Below are 20,929 nucleotides of genomic sequence, written 5' to 3'. Positions count from 1 at the left end.
AGGAGCCGTGACTGCTGCGGCGATGGTGCGCGCCGATCGGATGACAGATATCTCCGCCTGCGCAGAATTTATGAAGAGTTGTCTCCAGCACGAGGAACGAACCAAACTTCCATGCATTTAGCTGGGGCTGCGTTCACACACTCTTTCTTCTGGGAGCTGGACCATTGTCATCCGGAGGCTGCCTTTTGGCCGACCAGGAAACCAGTGAAGTTTCCATCGTTGACCTGATACCTGCCCTGCGGGCATTCGCGCGCACCTTCTGCCGCGTCCCCGACGACGCCGACGATCTCGTGCAGGAGACACTGACCAAGGGTCTCGCCAACATCGACAAGTTCGAACCCGGTACGCGCATGAAGTCGTGGCTCTTCACCATCATGCGCAACACTTATTACACCCGGGTCAAGATCGCTGCCCGGGAGGCGCCCGGCCTGCTCGATTGCGCGTCTTCGAGGCCAATTTCGGAAGCTACCCAGGAATGGACGGTTCAGAGCAGGGAAGTTCACGGCGCTATTCAAAGGCTGCCTGAACACCAACGCGAGGTCCTGATGCTGATCGGCGTTTTGGGAGTGAGCTACGAGGAAACCGCCGACATATGCGGTTGCGCGGTCGGGACGGTCAAAAGCCGCCTGAACCGTGCGCGCGCCAACATCCTTGAATTCCTGGGGGAGAGTTCGCTGCAGACATTGATGGAAAGACGAAACCAGCTGTCGGATGGTCAGCTCGATGTCGAGGTCGACGGCCGCAGATAGTCAGTTCTTCACGTCGCGTCGACGTTTCTCGACGAGCGCGTTTTGCAATTCGATCGCCAGCTCGGTCAGGCGATCTGGAATTTTTTCCTGCTCTATGGCGGCCAGCAGGGAAGCAATCTCCTGATCCACAGCCATCTCGACATGCGGATCCGCGGTATCGTCGCTCGAACGAGACATCACATTCTCTTGATAGCGGTCCCTTGATCCTAGTGTGGTGGTAAGCGCCTTGCATTACAAGGCGGTGTCCACCGCCAAGAAGCTCACCAGCGGCCCCTTGCACAGGTTTATTTCCTTGCTGCTCCTTCGTCGCCGCGGGCCATGGACGCGCTGCGGTAGCGTTCAGTCCTTAGGCAATCGGTCAGCGGCGTGACCCGGATATTGATCGGACTTGATCCGATTGCCGTCCTGCCCGCGCTCCTGGCCATGCTGCTTCTTGTCGCGATTCGACAAGACCGCGTTTTCTTCGATCTCGTCCTTCTCCGGTGAGGTCACCGCGCCGGCGTCGGCACTCTTGCCTGGCTGCTGCGGCCGAAATGTTTTTTACCGCCGGATGCCATGATATCCTCCTTCGAATCGGGGACACTCGTCGGTGCCCGTTGTTCGACGTCCGAACTGGCATCGCGCTGTAATGTTCCGCTTCACCCAGCGAGCAGAAAGGCGTCGCCATCCCACGACCGAAACGGCTTCTCGCCGTCGATGAGGACCCGCAATTGATGAGCTTGCGCCAGACGGCCGATGTCATCGCGGTCTGAGAGAAGTGATCCGCGATAGGAATAGTTCAGCAAGGCGAGCCAGCCCGGCCGTTTCAGAACGCGCGCAATTTCGTCGAAATGCCGATCAGCCATGCCGGCCAGAACCAGATAGGGAAAGCTGTCCACCGCCAGCACGCAATCGAAACTGGCATCGGCGAATTCGGACAGATCGAGACCGCAGGTTTGTCGCAACTCGACATTGCCGAGCGCGGCGCATTGCTCGGAGGCGATGGAGATCATCCGCGGCGATATGTCGATGCCGACCATCCGCTTGAAGGATTTGCACAGCGCACGCTCGAAACGGCCGATGCCGCAACCGATGTCGAGGATGCTCCGTTCCCTTCCGGTGAATTCTCGCGATTCCAGCCAAGCAACGATTTCGTTGGTCGTGGCTGTGAGCCTTGCCTCATCGCCGAGGGATGCCAGTTGGACACTCGCGGCTCCCGAAATCGCTGCCGCGGCATCGAAGCTGGAGGCCAGCCGCCTGACGACAGCGACATTCGTCTCATCCTCATCGCGCTCATGCCGAACGGCGCCACCCGTTGCCTGCAACATGGCGAAGACGTCTGGCTTGCAGCGCAGCAGTCCGGCGACCTTTCGCAGCCTTGCTGCGTCGCCGGCATCCGCCGGCTGGACCTTCAGCACGACCTCCGCCAATTCCGCCGCTCCAATTGTGGGCGGCAGGTGGAGCGCCAGTCTGACGAGAACGCCTTCGGCGCAAATGCCATCGGCCACGCAGTCTTCAACCGCCAGCCCGACCGATGTCAGGCGCCGGGCGGCTTTCGGTGCGGTTACACTCATGCATCAACTCCGCGTCCAGACCCTGCGCATCGTCCACCTGTCGACGGCGCCCCAGCCATATTTATAGGCCTCCTGGCCGCGCAGGAAATCGAACTCGCGCGCATCTTCGCGGATCGCTTCCGCGATTGCGTGGCCAATCAGGATCGCGCCTGGGCTCTCCTCGGCATAAGCAGGGTCGAAGCCACCGAGGTAAGCATAGGCACGGCCGCAGTGGTGAAATCCGTAATAGGCGCCGACGGTCCCGCCATCGATCGCGAACAGCCAGCATCGCACCAGACCGTGAGCATCGAGCACGGGAAGTGAGAGCCGATGGAATTGCTCGACGGCGGCGTTGGCCAACACACCGCCTCCTTGTTCGGCCCAGCGCATATTGTGCAGGCGGATCAACTGATCGAGGAAGGTTTGCGGACTGCCGCTCGCCGACGACATCGCGATCCGGCCGCATCTTGATGCGGCTTGACGCGCCCGACGCAACTGGCGTCTGCGTCTTGCGGGGACGCAGCCTGCAAGCGTTTCGTCGCCGGCGAGGGCGAGCACGGGGCAGGCGGCATGAGCGGTCGGCCAATCCATCTCGGGATGCGTCATCGCAAGGGCGACGCTGTCCTGCGGCAAGTCCGACAAGATCCATTGCACCCACCCGATCGAGAGGATCGACTCGGCGACAATGGCGACGACCTCGGCTTCGATCCCAGGGACAGCCAGAATGTCCAGGTAGTCGCTGAGCGAAATGCCGACCGGAAGCAGCTTCGAACCGGCGGTCCCATGCTCGAGATAGAGCGGCGCCAGCCCGACCAGATCGCCGCCGCGCCATACCGCGACCGTCGCCAGTTCACCGGGTGCGAATGCGTGCCACCACGGCACCAGCCAGGCGGGAGATTGAAACGGCGTCGCCGAGGGACTCTGCTGCCACAGTTTCCACCAGTGCGGCGTCAAGGCGTCGAATTGTGCGAGGTCACCGATGATTTCGCTGCGCAGCACAGCTTTACTCACGGCACCGCGGCGAAGCGCCGGCGACCACTGCCAAGCTGTGCCAGCGCCTGATAGGCGTCCATGTAAGACGAGATCATCCGTTCCAGCGAAAACCGCCGTCGCGCTTCGGCCCGGCATGTCTCGGCATCCAAGCTGGACGCCGCAAGAATGGCTTGGGCCATCTCATCGACCGTGTCGACGAGAAAGCCCGTCCTGCCGTGCTCTATGACATCGGGAAGCGCACCATTTGGAAAGGCGACCACCGGGGTACCGCAGGCGAGGGCCTCCATGGCCACAAGCGAGCTGGTCTCGGCTGCGAGGCTCGGAATGACCAGACAGCGCGCTGCGTTGAGAATGCGTCGCTTGGCGGTGAAGCCGAGCGGGCCAAGGAAGCGGCGGCGGCCATCGAGGCGAGATTGGACCTCATCGCGAAAGTACCGCGTATGCGTTTCATAGGGATAGACCTTGCCGCCGATGACCAGCGGCACATCTGCCTGTTTGGCTGCGTCGAGCGCCAGGTGGACGCCCTTTTCCGGGCAAACCCGGCTTAGAACAAGGGCAAAGTCGCGCTTCGGCTGCAGCAGGGTCAGTGCTTCGATGTCAACGCCGTTTGGAATCGGCGCCGACAGCCTGGCGCCTGATGGCGCGGTTTTCTGCTGGTTGGGCGAGACCGCATGGAGCCAGAGGTCACCGCGCGTCGGGCGCAATGCCGCGGCCGGATACCAATCCAATGGCAGGTGGAGGGTCACCAACGTCGGACCATCGTCGGGCAGATAAGCGTCGAAATCAATGCCGTGCAGATGAACCACGTCGATGGGCCATCGGGCGCGGGCAGCCGCGATCGCGTCGCGATGGGCCTGTTGCGCGCGGCTCTTCGCCGCCTCGTCGAGTACGCCGTTTTCGGCCGGTATTTCCACAAGCGTGCCGCTCGTTCTGGAGCCTCGGCAGCCAATGACGATAGATCGATGACCGGCCTGAACCAGTGCCCGATCGAGCATCGACAGAACCTGTTCGGCACCGCCGACAGCGTCGGGGCCGACGGGTGCGAGAGGGTAGGCGACATTGAGGACGGTGAGCGTCGCGGCCGGTCGCGTCTCGTTGCCCTGCGCCGCATCTCCACCTGTCAACGGCGTCGCGGAGCCCGGCATCTGATGCATGGGCACCATGACATTTCACGCGGCCGAGGCCCGCTGCGTGGGGAGCGAGGCGGATGTCATGCCAGGCGCATAGCGGCGGATCATGGTTGAACAGAATTCCGCGAACTCCTCCGGCACCAGGGGGGGGCTGGTGTGGTGGGGCATCATTCCGCGGTGCTGAGGTGTGAAGCAGAAGGTGACCGTCACATCGAAATCGGCGAGTGCTTCCATCTGCCGGTCGAACCAGTCCAGCGCATTCGGCCGAAAGCTGTCCGCCCAGGAAAGCCCGGTACGCATATTGGTGACACCCAGCCGCTTCATCCAGGCGACGGCATCGTCCAGCCGCGGGTCTTCGAAATGAAACCACTGCACCAGGCCCATTGCAGGTGCATGGCGCAGGAATTCCTCCAGCGCGGGCTTTGGCGTGCCGTCCTGGCGCAGCAGCCCCATATGGAAATGCCGGTAATAAGACGAGCCCTCGGCTTCGCGGTGCCGCGTCGTTGCTTCCCATTCACGCGGAAGATCATAGAGGCTGTACCACTGGATGCGTGGCGCATTGCCGAGCAGCAATTCAGCTGTGCGCTTGAGCCCCCAGACTTGGATTTCCTCGGCGCCGAAGGTCGATACGCCGACTTCGCTGACCCAGATGGGAAGGTCGGTGACGGTCGCGATCTCGCCGATCTTCTGCGGCCATTCCTGGATCTGCCACAGATTCCAGTCGAGGGGAAAGCCGTGCACAGCGACGGCATCTACATGATCCAGCACGCCGAATTCCTTCATGCGGGTGATGAACCCCGGATCTATCGGCGAGATGCCGCCGAGCACTTTGGTCAAAGCCGGGTTTTCAGATGCGATTGCGTCCGCCGACAGGATCGCCATCCTGGCAAAGCGGCTCCAATCAGGGTCGAGTTCCGGGTCCCAATGCGATTTGTTGTTGGGCTCGTTCCAGATCATCGCGGCTTCAATCATGGCGCTGTCCTTTCGAGGGGTAGACGGGACCGCCACTGGCCGGGTCGCCGGCGGCGCGGCAGAAATAGACCTCCTGCTCCGGATGCAGGACGATTTCAAATCCGGCGCTGCGCAGCATCGCTTCGGTGCAGGCGCGGTTGGGAATCCACCAGTTGGTCGGGTCATCGGCATAGCGGTGCTCGATGAAATGGAGCTTGGGAAATTCCGGCCGGTCGAACAGGTCATGCGTCCAGAAATGATAGTTCTCTTCCATCTCGGGCAGATCTGTGCTGCCGCGCTGCATGGACTGGAAGATCATCAGGTCACCGGCGACATGCTCACGGATAAGGTCGAGCGCGAGCAAGGGGTGGCGCAAGTGATAAAGCACCCCCATGAACAGCACGATATCGAATGTTTCGCGCAGGGCGCCGACGTCGTAGACCGAAAGTTTCTGGAATTCGATTTCGCAATTGGCGATCTCGGCGGCAAAGCGGGCCTGCGCCAGATAGGCCTCATCGAAATCGATGCCGAGGACACGGGCAGCACCTCGCCGTTTCATCTCGATGGAATAGAAACCGGCATTGCAGCCGATATCCAACACCGTCTTGCCTGTCAGATCCGCGGGAATGGCCTCGGCGAATTTGCGCCATTTGATCAGCGGATAATTGCCGAGAAAATGGTTGGGAGCGGTTTCGACACCCGCCAGTTCCATGTTGTGGAACCATGGGCCGAGAGCATCGATACGGCGGCGGATTTCGGCATGGGAATGCAGCATGATCAGGCTCCTTCGCCGGGAACGACAGGCACATGCGAACGGGCACCTGGCATAATCGTGGCGGTTTGGTGATGGACGGGTGCGGCGCCGTCCTCGAGCAGCCGCAGAGCCGTGCGATAGCCATTGAACGTGCCGACATCGACATAGGCGGACCCAGCCTTGACGCCGGAGGCTTGACCTCCGGCCGCAAGGTAGGCGTTGACCAACGTGCCGATATATTCGTCACGGCATTCCCGCTCGCGCCAGAGTGCCGCAAGCTGATGCAGAATCTGGCCCGGCATCTTGAACGCACCCCAAACCCAGTTCGTGCCGGCATCCTGTTGCTTGACCTGGATTTCGATCACGCGCTCGTGGTCATCGACAATGACGGCGTCGAAGAATTCCGGACGATCCACCGGGAAGAGCAGAAATGAAAGCTGATCGTCAGGCAAATGACAGAAGCCATCCTCGGGAAACCAGATCGTGTCGGGAAGGCCGACCAGGACGACCTCATTGGGCGCGACGAGAGGAGCTGCCCGAAAAATCGCATCGCAAAGCCCAACCGGATTGGGCTGCACCACGAAGAGAGCCGCGGCGTCACCATAGCCGGCGGCGTAATATTCGAGAATGTCGGATTTGCCCGATCCAATGATGAAACAGATCTTGTCGACGCCGGCGCGCACCATCCGCCGCACCAGATACTCGCTCACGGCGCAGGGACGCTCGGTCTGCCCATCGATCCGACTGCCGACCGGCAGCAGCTCTTTGGAGAAGCCGAGCGGCTGAATGCGGCTGCCGCGCCCGGCAGCGGGCACAATGCCCAACATCAGACTGCTTCCATCATCGGTTCGCCGGGAGATCTTTGAAAGGCGTCGTTTAGAATGTGGTCCAGCTCCGCCGCGCGCCGGGCAGAGGTGTGTTCGTCGAGAACCCGTTCGCGCGCTCGGGTTTTGATGGCATCGAGTTCTCGTGCGGGTAAGGCGAGCGCCGCGACGACGTCATCGGTGTCGTGGGCCAGCAGGATCTCGCTGCCGGGTTCGAAGAAGCTGCTTAGGCCGGGCCAGGTGTCGGTTATGATCGGCACTCCACATGCCGCTGCTTCAAACAACCGGCCCGAAGGGCACCAGCCTTTTTGCGCCATCGCCTCGCGGGTGACATTCAGCGTCAGACGAGAGGATGAGAAAAACGCCGGGTGATCGGCCGGCGGAAGGTGCCTGACGAAGAAGATGTTGTCGCTCCACGGGAACTCCTGCGGGTATTGTGCGCCGCCGATGACGAAGCGCTGGTCCGGCAAGCGCGCAGCTGGGCGAACCAGCAGATTTTCGACTGCTGCCTGGCGATCTGGCGCATAGGTTCCGAGATAGGACAAATCGGCCCTGAAATCGGCTCGCGGCGCTGCCGGCCGGTGTTGGTCGGGATCGACATGCCCATAGAGCGGCACCACGTAGCGCGCACCCAGCACCGTCTTTAGCGCGTCGATCGCCGGGCCGCCTGTGTAACTCAGGACGAGATCGAAATCCGCAAGACCCTCGGGGCCGAAATAGGGTGGACGCTCACCTTGTTCGATGCGGGCAAGCGTGACTGGAGTGTCCAGATCGTAGAAGACCCGCACTCCGCGCCCTGCCTGCTGCGCCAGCCGCGAGGCGTCCACGGCGTCGGGACAATAAGAGGTGACGATCACGACATCCGATCGTTTGATCGTTTGCTCCGCGACCCGGCGGATGTCCTCCCAGTCCGGGTAGAGCACGACGTTGCCGCCGTCCAGATGATCGAGATCGCGCGTTCCGGCATAGTAGGGTGTGTCGCGTTCGAAGAAGGTAATGGACCAGCCGCGCCGGGCGAGGGCTCTGATCAGTCCCCTCCATAAAGTGGCATGGCCGTTACCCCATGAAGACGTGACGGTAAGACCGAAAATGACCATCTGCATCCGGCAAATCCTCGTCAGGCAACTTCGTTCAATCGGATCAGCTTCGCCCCCCAGTCCCCCGACACGATCGTCGTGATCGAGGCGGGATCGATGTCGAAGCGAAAGCAGTCACCGGCCGGCAAGCCAAGGACGGTGCAGACGGCGACCTTGATCACATCGGCATGGCTGACCAGGGCGACGCATTGGTTCTGATGCCGCTCGCGGACCGTGGCCATCAGCGACACAATGCGTTGCTGGACATCCTGCATGGTCTCGCCACTCGGTGTCCTTGCCTCCTGCCGCTGGTCATTCCACGCTCGCCAACTGGCGTCGCCATTCAGCTCATCGAAAGTCTTTCCCGACCAGTCGCCGAAGTCGATCTCGTCGAGTTCGGCGCAGATCGCGATGTCCCCGACACCGCAGGCTAGCGCGATTGGCAGCGCCGTCTCTCGCGTACGCTCACGCGGGCTGCACAGGATCGCGACGATAGGCTCCCGGGCCATGCGGCCGCCAAGCTGCGCTGCCTGTGCCTTGCCGGCATCGCCGAGGCAAACGCCGTCCATCCGGCCTGCAAGATAAGAGCCGACATTGTCGTGTGCCGCATGGCGGATCAGAAAGAAGGTCGTCGTCATTCTGCGGCATCGAGCAAAGGCTCGTCCTTGCCAGCGATGAACGCAAGCGTGCGCTGCCGCGCTTCGGCGTCGGTGAACTGTTCGGGAGGCGACTTCATGAAATAACTGCAGGGACCGGTCAGGGCACCGGCTATGCCGCGATCGAGCGCCAGCTTGGCGCAGCGTAACGCATCGATCACCACGCCGGCTGAATTTGGAGAATCCCAGACTTCCAGCTTGAGTTCGGCATTGAGCGGCACGCCGCCGAAAGTCGTGCCTTCCACCCTTATATAGGCCCATTTGCGATCGGTGAGCCAAGGCACATGGTCGCTCGGACCGACATGGATATTGCCCGGCTCCAGGGGAACATCGAACTGGCTGGCCACGGACTGTGTCTTCGAGATTTTCTTCGATTCCAGCCGCTCGCGTTCCAGCATGTTGAGAAAATCGGTGTTGCCGCCGAAATTCAGCTGATAGGTGCGGTCGATGCGCACGCCGCGTTCGCGAAAGAGATTGGCCAGCAACCGGTGCACGATGGTCGCGCCGACCTGGCTCTTGATATCGTCGCCGACCAGCGGCAGTCCTCGCTGCTCAAAGCGCCGGCGCCATTCCGGACGTGAGGCGATGAAAACGGGTATGCAATTGACGAAGGCGCAGCCGGCCTCGAGTGCGCATTCGGCATAGAAGCAGGTCGCCTCCTCGGAACCCACCGGCAGGTAGGAAACCAGCACGTCAGCGTTGCTGTCGCGCAGGATCTCGCTGACATTGGCAACCGGCTCCGGAGCTTCTTCAATCTCGTCACGCAAATATTTGCCGATCCCGTCCAGCGTCGGTCCGCGCTCGACGCGAACGCCGGTTGTCAACGCGTCGGCAAAGCGGAACGTGTTGTTGGGGGCGGCGTAGATCGCTTCCGCGACGTCGAGGCCAACTTTGCTCCTGGCGACATCGAATGCGCAGACAATCTCGATGTCGTCGACATGGTAGCCGCCGAGGTCGGCATGCATCAGCCCAGGGATTGGTTCGTTGCTTTTCGCGTGACGGTAAAAGGAGAGGCCCTGCACGAGGGAGGATGCGCAGTTGCCGACACCAACGATACCAACACGAACCTTTTTCGATCCCACGAACCGCCACCCTATGTTGTTCAAAGGTAAGTTCCTGGCGCCGAACCATCAGCGTGCCGGAATGTTCCTCCGCCCATCGAAAAATTGCGCGAGACAGCATGGATCGAAGCTGCATTCGATGCGTTGCCGCACGGCAAGCATTGGAAAACCGATCGATGATCGTCTACGGCGACCACAAGCAGACGCAGAACGCACAACAGCTTCGCGAAGCAGCAAGCGAAATGGCCGAAAGCCTGGATCGGATGTCTCATGGCATCCAACGCCATGCTGCATTGGTCGGACTGTTCATCAGCGTGTCGGAGCTGGTTCAGGCGCTTGCCGATGTCGATTTCGAAACTAGCGGCATCGACATCTTTTCGCCACGACAACAGCAAGGCGCCAGGTTGCTGGTCGGACTTGCGGCAGAGGTGGCGAAGTCGTGGCGAAGCGGTTTTGACGCCGGCGGTGGCATCGACCCGGGACTTTTCAAACTGCTGGCCGGGCTCGACTGCCAGGCCGAGGTTCTGACCGGCTCTGCCGAGGGTTATGCGCATTATGCGCTTTATCCCGAAAGCTATTTGGACGCGGCGCAGAAGTCGGGTCTCGATGCGAACACATGCGTGATCGGCGTCCGCAGCATTGGCCTCGGGCTGGCAGCTATGGTGGCGGCCTCGATTGGTGCGCCGGCACCATTCAGCGTTCGCCCGATCGGCCATCCCTTCCGCAGGCATATCAACGCCGATCCGCGGTCGATCGCCACTTGGATGAACAATCCATCGGCGCGTTTCGCGGTTGTCGACGAGGGTCCTGGCCTGTCCGGCAGTTCGATGCATGCCGTTGTCGTGTGGCTGCGTGAACTGGGTATCGATACGGACCGCATTCACCTGTTTCCCAGCCATTCAGGCGGCCCGGGCATCGAAGCGTCGCGGGAGGCTCGGGAGACATGGTCGCGCTGTCCGAAGCATGTGGCGACGGCGTTTGAATGCACCTTCTCCGAAAGCTCGAAAATTCCCACGTTGCGCGACTGGGTGGCCGAGGCGGTCGGCAGGCCGGAATTAAGCCTGACCGAGCTATCTGGCGGCGAGTGGCGGGCCGCCCACTACGCCGATGAAGGGCGCTGGCCGCCGAGCCCACGCGGTAACGAGCGGCGCAAATTCCTGGCGTCCGCCGGGCGTGACCGCTGGCTCGTCAAATTTGCCGGCCTCGGCGAAACCGGACTGCGCAAGAAACGAGCCGCGGGGATGTTGTATGAAGCCGGGTTCGGATCGCAAGTTGTCGCGCTTTGCCATGGCTTTCTGGTTGAACGGTGGATTGACGGCACCACGATGGATCAGGCGCCGCTGCCCAGGGAAAGACGGATCGCGGAGTTCACAAATTACCTGGCCTGGCGTGCGGTCAATCTTCGAACTTGCGAACCGGGTGCATCATTGCTTGCACTCGCGGAGATGGCTGTTTCCAATGCGTCGGAAGCCGTGGGCGAAAAACGCGCGGCGACGTTGCGCGGTTGGCTCTCGAAAAAAACTCCCGCGCATGTGCTTCAGCGGGTTGAAATCGACGGCAAGCTCCAACCGTGGGAATTTCTCGTTCGTGCCGACGGCAGGGTGCTCAAGACAGATGCTGTCGACCATTGCCGGGCACACAATTTGATCGGCTGCCAGCCGATTGAGTGGGACATTGCCGGCGCCCGTGTCGAGTACGGGCTATCCGACAGCGATGTGAGGACCCTGGTCCAAGGAATGAAGCTTGCCATCGACAACGGCCACATCGGCTTTTTCGAACCGTGCTATTTGGCATTCCAGCTCGGGCTCTGGAGCACGGCTGCGCAATCCGAAAATGGCCGGGAAAAAGCAAGGCTGGCCGCGACGGCAGACCGATATAGGATGCGACTGATACGGTTCCTGGACGAATGCCGGCCATGATCGTTCCGATCAGTCCAGCTTTCGCAACATGTCCGCTTCCTGCTCGAGAATAGTGGCCACTTCCTCCCGCTGGAGATGCGTCATCATCAGGCTGACGCAGCACTCGAGATAGGTGATCGAGGCGCGCCGCAGATAGGCAGCCGTCTCACGTTCGGCCATCTGGTCGATCTCTCTCGCGGGTCGCTTGGGTCGCATGAGGATGATCCTCCGTATCGGGTCCTCCCGCCAAACCACAAGCTTGGGCGGATGTTCCGCACGATCTCGGGAAAGATTCGACCGCCGGCTCGCATCATGCCGGAAGGTTCTGCAGCCCGCCGGATGCGGGTCTCGCCCTTTTGGCAAAGCCTGTCATCTGATCGCCGATGCGACTGCCTTCGAGCGCCGCGAAATAATCGATCGTCAGCTTGAGCCCTTCGTTGAGGGGCACCTTCGGTGTCCAGCCGAGCAGCGCTTTTGCACGCGAAATATCGGGCTGCCTGCGCCGAGGATCGTCTTGCGGCAGCGGCAGAAATCTCAGATCCGATTTGGTGCCGGTCATCGCCTTTACCAACGCCGCCAGTCGCACGATGCTGAATTCTCCGGGATTGCCCAGGTTGACCGGCTTGCCCGGATTGGGATCGATATCCATCAGTCGCCTCAATCCATCAATCTGATCGGAGACGTAGCAGAAGGATCGCGTCTGCAAGCCGTCGCCGAAGATCGTCAGAGGACGTTTCTCGAGCGCCTGCATGATCAGGTTCGAGACGATGCGGCCGTCCGCCGGATCCATTCTCGGACCGTAGGTGTTGAAGATGCGCGCGACGCGCACGTCGGCTTTGCCGGCTCTAAGATAGTCGAAGCAAAGCGTTTCGGCGGTGCGCTTGCCCTCGTCGTAGCAGGCGCGTGGGCCGGTGCAGTTCACATGGCCAACATAGTCCTCCTTCTGAGGATGTTGCTCCGGATCGCCATACACTTCGCTCGTCGAGGCCTGTAGCAGCCGCGCGTTATTGTGGGCAGCGAGTTCAAGCAGGTTGAGCGTGCCGATCACACAGGTTCGCGTGGTGTGGATCGGGTCGGCCTGGTAACGCGGCGGCGAGGCAGCGCATGCCAGATTGAAGATACGCTCCACGGGCTCGCCGAGATCCAATGGCCGGCAGATGTCCTGCTCGATCAATCGGAAACCCGGCTGGTCCATGATCGAGATGATGTTCTCCATGCGCCCAGTCAGGAAATTGTCGGCGCAGATCACGCGCCAGCCGTCGCGGAGCAATGCTTCGCAAAGATGCGAACCGAGGAATCCCGCACCGCCGGCAACAAGCACTGCCTTTGCCCTTTGCGCGTTTCTTTTTTGTCGCATCGTCGTTTTCTCCTGTATGCCGGTCATGCTGCGCTTCCGATGTCGAAATCGAGGGCCGCCGCCCTTGGCTGTGTCAACGCCGCCACGAATTCGCGGGCCCTGGCCGCACCGGTGTGGAATGCGAGGACGCGTTCGCGGGCCCGGCGGGCCATGGCCCGGCGTGTGCGCTCGGACTCGCCGAAGAGGATCTCGACGACAGCGTCCGTTTCTCCGGCGGTGTGGATCGCCGATGCGGGAAAGAAGCTGTCGAGCCCTGGCCAGCGATCGCTGATGATAGGCGTGCCGCAAGCAGCCGCTTCGAACAGGCGCACACTGGGCGACCATCCGGCAGCGATCATGGAACTGCGTGTGACGTTCAGCGTGTAGCGCTGACGGCTGTAGAACGCGGCATGATCGGCGGGCGGCAAATGTTCGATGCGTTCGACATTGTCCGGCCAGGTGATGTCGGATGGGTATTGCGAGCCCGCTACGACGAAACGGCGGTCCGGCATATGCCGTGCGGGTTCGAGCAGCAGCGCGTTCAGCGTTGCCTGCCGATCCGCGCTGTAGGTGCCGAGATAGCCGAGATCCCAGTGGATCGGATCGCCGGTCCGGTGATGCCGTTCCGGGTCGGCCGAGCAGTAGAGCGGTTCGGCTCGGCGCGCGCCGAACTCCTCCACCAGATGGCCAAGCATCGGCCCGCCGGTGAACGAGAAGTAGACATCGAAATACGGAATCTGCCGCCAGCTCAGATAATCGCAATCATCGGCCGAAAGCTGCGCCACGGTCACCGGTGTGTCGATGTCGTAGAAGCAGAAGCGCCCCTTGCAAAATGAAGCGACGATGTCGATGACCACGCGCCCTTCCGGCACGAAGGAGCCGATGACGACGATGTCGGCCTGCTCCAGGCACCGGGCGTAGTCGCGTTGCAACTCCGCAGTGGTTTCGTAGTAGCGCAAGGCGCAGAAATCCGGATCTCGCAGATCGCGGTGGTTGGCGTACCACGGCACGTCGCGCTCCAGAAAGGTCACGCGGTGGCCGAGTTCGTGCAGACCTTTCAGCAGGCCTCGAAACGTCGTGGCGTGGCCGTTTCCCCAGGACGAGGACAGCGACAGGCCGAGAAAGACGATGTTCAATTGCTTGGTCATTCCGCTGCCTCCACGGTCCCCTGCTCGAAATGACGTTTGAAGACGGCATCGGCCACGTCCGCCCGCAGCGCGTAGGTATGGTCGGCCAGCACGCGGCAAAGTGCGGCCTGGCCGATTGCTTTTGCACGACTGGAGGTCAGCGAGCGCATGATCTCGGCGACATCGCCGCCGTCGCGTGCCACCAGGATCTCCTCGCCTGGTTTCAGGAACAGTTCCACGCCCAGCCATGCGTCGGTGATGAGGCAGGCACCGGCGCCAGCCGCCTCGAAGACACGCGTGGCCGGTGAAAAACCGTTTACGGCCATGCTGTCGCGGCTGATGTTCAGCACTGCCTTGGGTGTGACGTTGAAGGCATTATGATCGCGGGTGCCAACGTGACCAAGCCAGCCGACGTTGGCGGGAAGCGGCTTGTCCCCCCAGCCAGATCCGCCGAGCAGAAAACGCTGTTTCGGAAGCTGGCTTGCGGGATCGAGGAAGAACGCTTCGACGCGTGCCTCACGATCCGGCAGCCGGTTGCCCAGGAACGCCAGATCGCAAGCGAAACGCGCATTGCTGGCGACCGGGTGATGCGTTTGGGGATCGAGCGCATTGTAGATCGGCACGCATTCGTTCGCCCCCATGGCACGGTAGGCCCAGACGACGGGGTCGCCGCCGCCATAGGTCAGCACAAGGTCGATTTCTTGCAGGGCGCCATGGAGCGGATGGTCCGGTTCGTCGCGCAGCTGGGCAAGGGTTGCTGGAGCGTCCACGTCCCAGAATACCACCAGCGCGTCGCTGCGGGCGTGGTCGAGGACGGCGCGCAGCAGCGCCTCGTCCTCGAAACCGACGCCACTCGCCTTGACGACGATGTCGGCGCTGGCGGCGCGTGCCGCGACCTGCATCAGTGCGTGCTGGGTCGCTTCATATACGACCACAGTGCACCAGTCAGGCGCCTCGATGTCGCGGTTCTTCTGCCGGTCGTAGACGTCGGGCTCATAGAAGGTGATTTCGTAGCCCAATTGGGAAAGCGCCTTCAGCAACCCGCGATAGTAAGTCGCGGCACCGTTCCAGTAGGACGACAAGAGGCTCGATCCGTAGAATGCCATCTTCATGCGGCGGCTTCCTTTGCGGTGGTCTTGTTGATGGTGTGTTCGGCTGTGCATTCCGTGAGCACGCCGAACAACTCGTCGACGCGGTGCGAGCAGGTGTGCCGCGAGCGGATAGTCTCGAGACCCGAAGTCACCAGGGAAGCCGCGAAATCCGCATCGGCCAATACCGCCCGCAGGTGTTGCCGCATTTGCGAGCCATTGTGGGCAAACAGAAAGTCGACGCCGGGCCTGAACAGCTGCTCGACATCGGACCATGGTGCTGAAATCAGCGGAATGCCGCAGGCGAGCGCCTCGAACATGCGGATCGTCGGAATTCCGGGCAAACCCTCACGATAGGGGCGCCGTGGGATGTGGACGGTGACACGATGCGCGGCGAACGCCTTCGGCACGTCGGCATTGGCGATCCATCCGTCATAGCGCAGTCCGGCGGCGGCTAGGTCCGTGAGCGCCGGCTTGGGATAGCGGACGCCGTGCACCGTGGCCTCGAGGCCGAGATCGCGGACCGGCTTGATCAGAAACTCCCTGAGTTCGACGGTTCGTTCATCGTCGCCCCAGTTTCCAATCCAGACCAGATCGGACGTGACGTGGATCTCCGGGTGCGGCTTGAACAGGCGATCGTCCGCGGCTTCATGCCAGGTGAAGACGCGCTTGCCCCAGCCGGCGCGCAGATAGCTCTCGCGCAAGGCCTCGCCAAAGGCGAGAACGCCGTCATAGTGCTCCAACCGCAGCGCCGAGATTGCCTCGGTCGCCGATACGGCCCGGTGGTGGGTGTCATGAAACAGAAGGATGAAGTTGCCGCCAGCGGCCCGGGCACGGCCGATGCGTGCGACAAGCTCCGGATCCGTCCACTCATGAACGATCACGACGTCGGCCTCAGCGATCCAGGCTTCGTGATCGAACCCGGCATCATAGGTCACCGGCATCAGTTCTGGGAAATCCTTGCGGAAGCGTTCGATGGCGAAGGGTCCCTTCTCGGCCACCAGGTTCGAACGGCTCCAACCGTCCGCCGGCTCCAGCGCCACCGCCTGGTGCCGGCGCGCGATCAGTTCCCGCATGATACCGCGCAGGAAATGGGCATTGCCGTGGTTCCAGTCGGAAACGACCGAGTGGGTGTAGAACAGAAAGCGCATGGTCAGCGCCCCGCCATGGCCAGGGCCGCCTTGTCGTAGACGCCTCGCATGGCCGCCGCTTGCCTGACCAGTGTAAACCGGCGGCTCCGTCGCATGGCTGCCTGGCCAAGCTCCCGCCTGAATTCGGCGTCGCTGGAGAGACGATTGAGGCAGGCAGCGAGGTCGTGCGGATTGCACGCATCAAAGAACATCGCGGCCCCGTCCCATAGTTCGCGATAGGTTGCGATGTCGGAAAGCACCAGTGGCGTTGCCGACATGGCAGCTTCCAGCGCGGCCAGACCGAATGGCTCATAGATCGATGGCGACACGAAAATACCGGCGCGCGCCATCAAGGAGCGCACCTCGTGAGACGGCAGTGCTCCCAGAGGAACAGCATAGCTGAAGCTGGTATGCCCGCCGTTCGGACCGTGCATCGAACCGGCGGCAAAGACGGGCCATTGCGTCAGCGACGCGGCCTGGTCGACCACCGCCGCATTCTTGCCCTCGTCCCACCAGCGGGCCGCGGCGAAGACGACTGGTTGACGTTTTTCGGCATTCGGGACGGGACGAGCGCCATTTGCAACAACATGCAGGCGCGCGATCGGGCCGTAGCAGGTCTCAAGCATGTCGGCGTGGCTGCGGCTCGGCGCAATGACTGCGTCGGCCCGATCCAAGCCGCGCCTGTTGCGCTCCTTCTGCCAGGCCCATGCGCCGTCCACTGTCTGTTTCCTGACGGCGTGGAACCATGTCGTCACGCAGGAATGGGAGACCACCACGGCTGGGCATGGCGCATCGAATCCCGATGCCTGCGTCGGCGCGTTGAAATGGACAAGGTCGATGGCGTGGTCGCGCATGGGCGCATGCAATTCCCGCGGCAGCGCGTCGAGGTCGCCGCCGTCGCGGGTCATCCAATCCGGCGGCGTGTTCAACCAGATCAGCGTCGTGAAAGCCTCCGCCTCCTCGGCCTGCTGCCTCGACGGTTGCGGACCGAGGCCGGCAAGCACCACGCTGTCGCCGCCGTTCACAAGTTCCCGTGCCAGATCAAGCGCATAGCGCCATACGCCGCCCACGGCATCGACGGTCATCAGGATGCGCCGCGAGCGCGGCGTCAGTGTCCGCAACATGTCGCCTCCAGTTCCGCCAGCGGCCGCGGCCGCCTCTCCTGGATGTCACTGAATTTCTGGAAGGATGCGAGGTAGTGGTCATGGGCCCGTTCCCAGGCAAGGTCGTCGGGTTCGCCCCAAAGCTCGCGGTAGCTGGGCGAACTCGGATACGGGTAAAGCGGCACAGGTTCGTTGGCCCATACGCCGTGGTCGATCAGGTGGGTTCGCCAGTGCTCGACTAGGGCGGGATCATCCTCGACCACGCCGATCAGATTGGCCTGGACGAATGGAACGTGACGTCTGGCATCGACGAGCAGCGCGGCGAGTTCCTCGGTCCCCAGCCGGCAGCGCTTGGCCAGCATTGCCCGGCCTTCGACGGTCAGGCTTTCGAGACCGGCCTCGATGGAGACGCAGCCCGCGGCGCCCAGCAATTCCAGCAGCTCGGGCTTCCACAGATCGATGCGGGTCTGTACGCCGAATTTCACGTCGCGATCGACCAAGGCTTCCAGCAACGCTTTTTGCGGCAGGAAGATCTCGTCGATGAAGTAGATGTAGCCGACACCTTGGGCAATCAGCCGATCGATCTCCGCTACCACCGCTTCATGGTTTCGACGGCGATAGGCATCACGGAAATCGATCTTGGCGCAGAAGCTGCAATTGTAGGGACAGCCGCGCGATGCCTCGACTTCCGCGCCGAACCCGACCTGACTGTCGTCAAACCGGTGATGGTGATGCGAATGGGCTGCGATCCAGTCCGCTGGCCATTCGAGCGGCGGATGATCGACAAACGAGCTGGCGTGGACGCCGCCGTTCGAAACAACCCTGGCATCCCGCAGATAAGCGGTTGAGGGCACGGCGCTCCAATCGTCGCGCCGGGCAAGTTGCTCGACGACTTCTTCGCATTCGCCGCGCACGACGATGTCGACGCCGAGCTTGCGCAAGGTTGGCGCCGGCGTCGCCGAGCCGTGCGGCCCGACCGCGACCGTGCGTCCACCGCGCCCGGCGAGACGGTTGAGGAAATCGGCCGGCACACGCAATTCCGGCGGTGCGCAGCGCCAGAACAGATAGGTCGGGGCGGTACTGACGATGGTCATAGCCGGGGCGAAATCAGCCACCTGCTCGCAGAGACCGGAATTGTCGAGCTTCTGCAGCTGCCCATCCAGCATCAGCACCTCATGTCCGGCGGCTTCGAGCAGGGCCTTCGAATAACCGAGTTCCAGCGGCAGATGCGGTTGGCGGCAGCCGAAATAAATGCTGTCGTCATACGTCCAGGACGGGTTTACCAGGGCGATTTTCATGCAACGTACCTCACGGCTTCAGGGCGAGGCTCGAGCCGATGGCGCTGCAGCCAGTCGGCGAGGTCGCGGATGCCTTCGCGCCATGAAACATGGGCCATCCAGCCAAGCGCGGTTTTGATCTTGCGGGTGTCGGCGACGAAGAAGGGCTGGTCGCCGGTGCGTTCCCCATCATGGCGGATTGAAAGATCATGGCCGGTCAGGCTACGGATTTCGCTCAACAACCTGCGCAGGCTGACCGCATTTTCCGGGCCGCCGCCAAGATTGAATGCCTGGCCTTTGGTGGTCTCGATGCGATCGAGCACGGCCCTGTAGGCGGCGACGGCATCGGAGACATGCAGGATATCGCGCACTTGCCTGCCGTCGCCGTAAATGGTGATTGGGCGTCCCGTCAGCGCGCTGAGCAGGAAGTGTGCGACCCAGCCCTGGTCCTCGGTTCCGAACTGTCGCGGTCCATAGATGCAGCTCATCCGCAGAACCGCCGTCGGCATGCCGTAAGATTTGGCATAGTCGAGCACATACTGATCCGCCGCGCCTTTGGAGCAACCGTAGGGCGTGCAGAAGTCCAGGCCCCGAGCCTCATCGATGCCGTTCGCCTGGATGACGCTGTCGCAAGGCACATAGCAATCGCCGTCCTCGCGGACCGCGACGTCGGGCAGGCTGCCATAGACCTTGTTGGTGCTGGCGAAGATCACAGGGATGCGCTCACCGCTCAGTCGCGCCGCCTCCAGAACGTTGAACGTTCCGCGAAGGTTGATGTCGAAATCCTCGCCCGGCTCGACCAAGCTTGTGGTGACGGCGGTTTGCGCGGCCAGATGGAAAATTGCCCTGGAAACCATCAAGACAGGCGCCAGTGCGTTGGCGTCTCGCACGTCGATCGTCTCCACCGTGAGGCGACCACCGTGTTTTTGCGCCAGCCATTCAAGGTTCTGCTGGACGCCCGGACGGCTGAGATTGTCGATCACCAGTACCGGCTCGCCATCCGACAACAGGCTGTCGGCGAGGTTCGATCCTATGAAGCCGCTGCCGCCGATGATGGCGATCGGCGCGTCGCGTCGATTGCGTGTGTTCATGAGACCAACCCACGTTCTTCTAGCTCGCGCTTCATGTCGGCGCCGCGGTCGACGGCGGACGTGTTACGCACCCAGGAAACGAACTCGCCGAGCGAATTCTCCAGTTGCCGCACCGGCTCGAAACCGAGCAGCTCACGGGCCTTGGAGATATCGGCGAAGCAGTTCCGGATATCGCCGGAGCGGGCTTTGCCGAGCAGTTCCGGCGAGCGGTTCGGTGTCCCCATGGCCTCGGCCAGCAATCGCGCGACTTCGCTGATCTCATAGGCGCGGCCGCTGCCGATGTTGATGACATGACCCCTTGCCTGGCGTTGCTGCAGCGCAAGGCGAAAGGCGCGGGCGACGTCATGCACATGGACGAAATCGCGCTTCTGTTCTCCATCCTCGAAGATCATTGGCCGTTGGCCGTTGGCGAGACGCGAAGCGAAGTTGGCAAGCACGCCGGTATAGGGATTGGATAACGCCTGGCCGGCGCCGAAGACATTGAACAGGCGCAGCGCGACCGCATCGACGCCATAGGCTTCGCCGAAGATCAGCACGGCGCGTTCCTGTGCGTATTTTGTCAGCGCATAGATGGAGGCGAGATCGACCGGCTTTTCTTCGTCCGTCGGCAGCGGCGAGAGGGCGTCTCCCTCTGGCGACAGCGGGTTCCATTGCCCGCTCCTGATGTCGCTCGCCTTGCGCCGAGCATTGTCGACACGCCGGCCGTCTGGCGTTGCATAGAGCCCTTCGCCATAGACGCTCATCGACGAGGCGACGACGATCCGTTCGACCGGGTGCTTGATCAGCGCCTCGAGCAGCGTTGCGGTGCCGAGATCGTTGGCGCCGACATAGCGCGCGATCTCGTACATCGATTGTCCGACGCCGACTTCCGCCGCCAGATGAATGACCGCGTCGACACCTTCCAGCGCACTGGCGACCGCCTCTCGGTCCCGGACATCGCCCTTGATCAGCTCGGTTCCAGCGGGAAGCGCGACGGCTTCGCCCGCATGCACCTGCTCCAGCAGCGCATCGAGGATGCGAACCGAATAATCCTGCTCGACGAGTTCCTGTGCGACATGCCGGCCGATGAAGCCGCAGCCTCCTGTAACCAATATGCGTTTCACGACGACTCCTCAGACCAGTAACCTCGGCGCCCCGAACTTTTCGGCAAAAG

At 62.2% G+C, this 20,929-nt stretch carries 21 protein-coding genes; 2 read left to right on the top strand and 19 right to left on the bottom strand.

The genetic code is table 11. The annotated features are described in order from the left end of the window. Positions 1-185: 185 nt before the first annotated feature. Entirely contained in the window at positions 186-749 is a 564-nt protein-coding gene (locus NKH95_RS16115; protein WP_023809491.1) for a sigma-70 family RNA polymerase sigma factor, read from the top strand. Here the strand turns inward: NKH95_RS16115 and NKH95_RS16110 are convergent, their stop codons facing one another. From NKH95_RS16110 to NKH95_RS16065, 10 genes are all read right to left on the bottom strand, one after another. Then, positions 750-926, bottom strand: a complete 177-nt coding sequence (locus tag NKH95_RS16110; RefSeq protein WP_023809490.1) for a hypothetical protein — start codon at positions 924-926, stop codon at positions 750-752. It lies immediately after the preceding gene. A 461-nt stretch (positions 927-1,387) separates the two neighbouring features. After that, positions 1,388-2,302: a class I SAM-dependent methyltransferase gene (locus NKH95_RS16105; RefSeq protein WP_352892020.1), complete on the bottom strand. Its 915-nt coding sequence runs from the start codon at positions 2,300-2,302 to the stop codon at positions 1,388-1,390. Positions 2,303-2,305: 3 nt separating this feature from the next. Then, a complete protein-coding gene (locus tag NKH95_RS16100) occupies positions 2,306-3,292 on the bottom strand; it encodes a GNAT family N-acetyltransferase (protein ID WP_128303881.1) in 987 nt (328 codons plus the stop codon). Further along, positions 3,289-4,437 (bottom strand): glycosyltransferase, encoded by a 1,149-nt coding sequence (locus tag NKH95_RS16095; protein ID WP_352721180.1) that lies wholly within the window; start codon positions 4,435-4,437, stop codon positions 3,289-3,291. The genes NKH95_RS16100 and NKH95_RS16095 overlap by 4 nt, the downstream gene beginning before the upstream one ends. Before the next feature lie 6 nt (positions 4,438-4,443). Further along, on the bottom strand, positions 4,444-5,376 hold the full coding sequence (locus NKH95_RS16090) for a glycoside hydrolase 5 family protein (protein ID WP_023809485.1): 933 nt from the start codon (positions 5,374-5,376) through the stop codon (positions 4,444-4,446). After that, complete coding sequence (locus tag NKH95_RS16085; RefSeq protein WP_013533206.1) at positions 5,369-6,130, bottom strand: TIGR04290 family methyltransferase; 762 nt, start codon at positions 6,128-6,130, stop codon at positions 5,369-5,371. The genes NKH95_RS16090 and NKH95_RS16085 overlap by 8 nt, the downstream gene beginning before the upstream one ends. A 2-nt stretch (positions 6,131-6,132) precedes the next feature. Then, positions 6,133-6,936, bottom strand: coding sequence for a sugar phosphate nucleotidyltransferase (locus NKH95_RS16080; RefSeq protein ID WP_023809483.1), 804 nt, complete (start codon positions 6,934-6,936; stop codon positions 6,133-6,135). Next, positions 6,936-8,036, bottom strand: coding sequence for a CgeB family protein (locus tag NKH95_RS16075; protein WP_023809482.1), 1,101 nt, complete (start codon positions 8,034-8,036; stop codon positions 6,936-6,938). The genes NKH95_RS16080 and NKH95_RS16075 overlap by 1 nt, the downstream gene beginning before the upstream one ends. Before the next feature lie 14 nt (positions 8,037-8,050). Further along, positions 8,051-8,647: a histidine phosphatase family protein gene (locus NKH95_RS16070; RefSeq protein ID WP_352892016.1), complete on the bottom strand. Its 597-nt coding sequence runs from the start codon at positions 8,645-8,647 to the stop codon at positions 8,051-8,053. Further along, the gene (locus NKH95_RS16065; protein WP_128303885.1) at positions 8,644-9,747 is read right to left on the bottom strand and encodes an inositol-3-phosphate synthase; all 1,104 of its coding nucleotides are present in this window, start codon (positions 9,745-9,747) and stop codon (positions 8,644-8,646) included. The genes NKH95_RS16070 and NKH95_RS16065 overlap by 4 nt, the downstream gene beginning before the upstream one ends. A gap of 155 nt (positions 9,748-9,902) precedes the next feature. Between NKH95_RS16065 and NKH95_RS16060 the strand changes: the two genes are divergently transcribed. Further along, the gene (locus NKH95_RS16060) at positions 9,903-11,645 is read left to right on the top strand and encodes a hypothetical protein (RefSeq protein ID WP_352892013.1); all 1,743 of its coding nucleotides are present in this window, start codon (positions 9,903-9,905) and stop codon (positions 11,643-11,645) included. A 9-nt stretch (positions 11,646-11,654) separates the two neighbouring features. Here the strand turns inward: NKH95_RS16060 and NKH95_RS16055 are convergent, their stop codons facing one another. From NKH95_RS16055 to NKH95_RS16015, 9 genes are all read right to left on the bottom strand, one after another. Next, on the bottom strand, positions 11,655-11,840 hold the full coding sequence (locus NKH95_RS16055) for a hypothetical protein (protein ID WP_352441956.1): 186 nt from the start codon (positions 11,838-11,840) through the stop codon (positions 11,655-11,657). Positions 11,841-11,934: 94 nt separating this feature from the next. Continuing rightward, positions 11,935-12,981, bottom strand: a complete 1,047-nt coding sequence (locus tag NKH95_RS16050; protein WP_023809477.1) for a UDP-glucuronic acid decarboxylase family protein — start codon at positions 12,979-12,981, stop codon at positions 11,935-11,937. 23 nt (positions 12,982-13,004) lie between these two features. Continuing rightward, positions 13,005-14,108 carry a CgeB family protein gene (locus NKH95_RS16045; RefSeq protein WP_352892011.1) on the bottom strand — a complete coding sequence of 368 codons (1,104 nt, stop codon included), beginning with the start codon at positions 14,106-14,108 and terminating at the stop codon, positions 13,005-13,007. Continuing rightward, positions 14,105-15,199, bottom strand: a complete 1,095-nt coding sequence (locus NKH95_RS16040) for a CgeB family protein (RefSeq protein WP_023809476.1) — start codon at positions 15,197-15,199, stop codon at positions 14,105-14,107. The genes NKH95_RS16045 and NKH95_RS16040 overlap by 4 nt, the downstream gene beginning before the upstream one ends. Next, positions 15,196-16,326, bottom strand: coding sequence for a CgeB family protein (locus NKH95_RS16035; RefSeq protein ID WP_352892010.1), 1,131 nt, complete (start codon positions 16,324-16,326; stop codon positions 15,196-15,198). Before NKH95_RS16035 ends, NKH95_RS16040 begins: the two co-directional genes overlap by 4 nt. A gap of 2 nt (positions 16,327-16,328) precedes the next feature. Continuing rightward, positions 16,329-17,429: a glycosyltransferase family 4 protein gene (locus NKH95_RS16030; RefSeq protein ID WP_352892008.1), complete on the bottom strand. Its 1,101-nt coding sequence runs from the start codon at positions 17,427-17,429 to the stop codon at positions 16,329-16,331. After that, positions 17,414-18,706 carry a TIGR04295 family B12-binding domain-containing radical SAM protein gene (locus tag NKH95_RS16025; protein WP_352759472.1) on the bottom strand — a complete coding sequence of 431 codons (1,293 nt, stop codon included), beginning with the start codon at positions 18,704-18,706 and terminating at the stop codon, positions 17,414-17,416. The genes NKH95_RS16030 and NKH95_RS16025 overlap by 16 nt, the downstream gene beginning before the upstream one ends. Beyond that, on the bottom strand, positions 18,703-19,776 hold the full coding sequence (locus NKH95_RS16020) for an NAD-dependent epimerase/dehydratase family protein (RefSeq protein WP_128303891.1): 1,074 nt from the start codon (positions 19,774-19,776) through the stop codon (positions 18,703-18,705). The genes NKH95_RS16025 and NKH95_RS16020 overlap by 4 nt, the downstream gene beginning before the upstream one ends. After that, positions 19,773-20,879, bottom strand: a complete 1,107-nt coding sequence (locus tag NKH95_RS16015; protein ID WP_352759470.1) for an NAD-dependent epimerase/dehydratase family protein — start codon at positions 20,877-20,879, stop codon at positions 19,773-19,775. Before NKH95_RS16015 ends, NKH95_RS16020 begins: the two co-directional genes overlap by 4 nt. Between the last annotated feature and the right edge of the window lie 50 nt (positions 20,880-20,929).

It is taken from the genome of Mesorhizobium sp. M0848 (genome assembly GCF_040319805.1).
Classification (GTDB): domain Bacteria; phylum Pseudomonadota; class Alphaproteobacteria; order Rhizobiales; family Rhizobiaceae; genus Mesorhizobium.
Note: the sequence above shows the minus strand (reverse complement) of the source record. Positions and strands in the feature narration are given on the sequence as shown.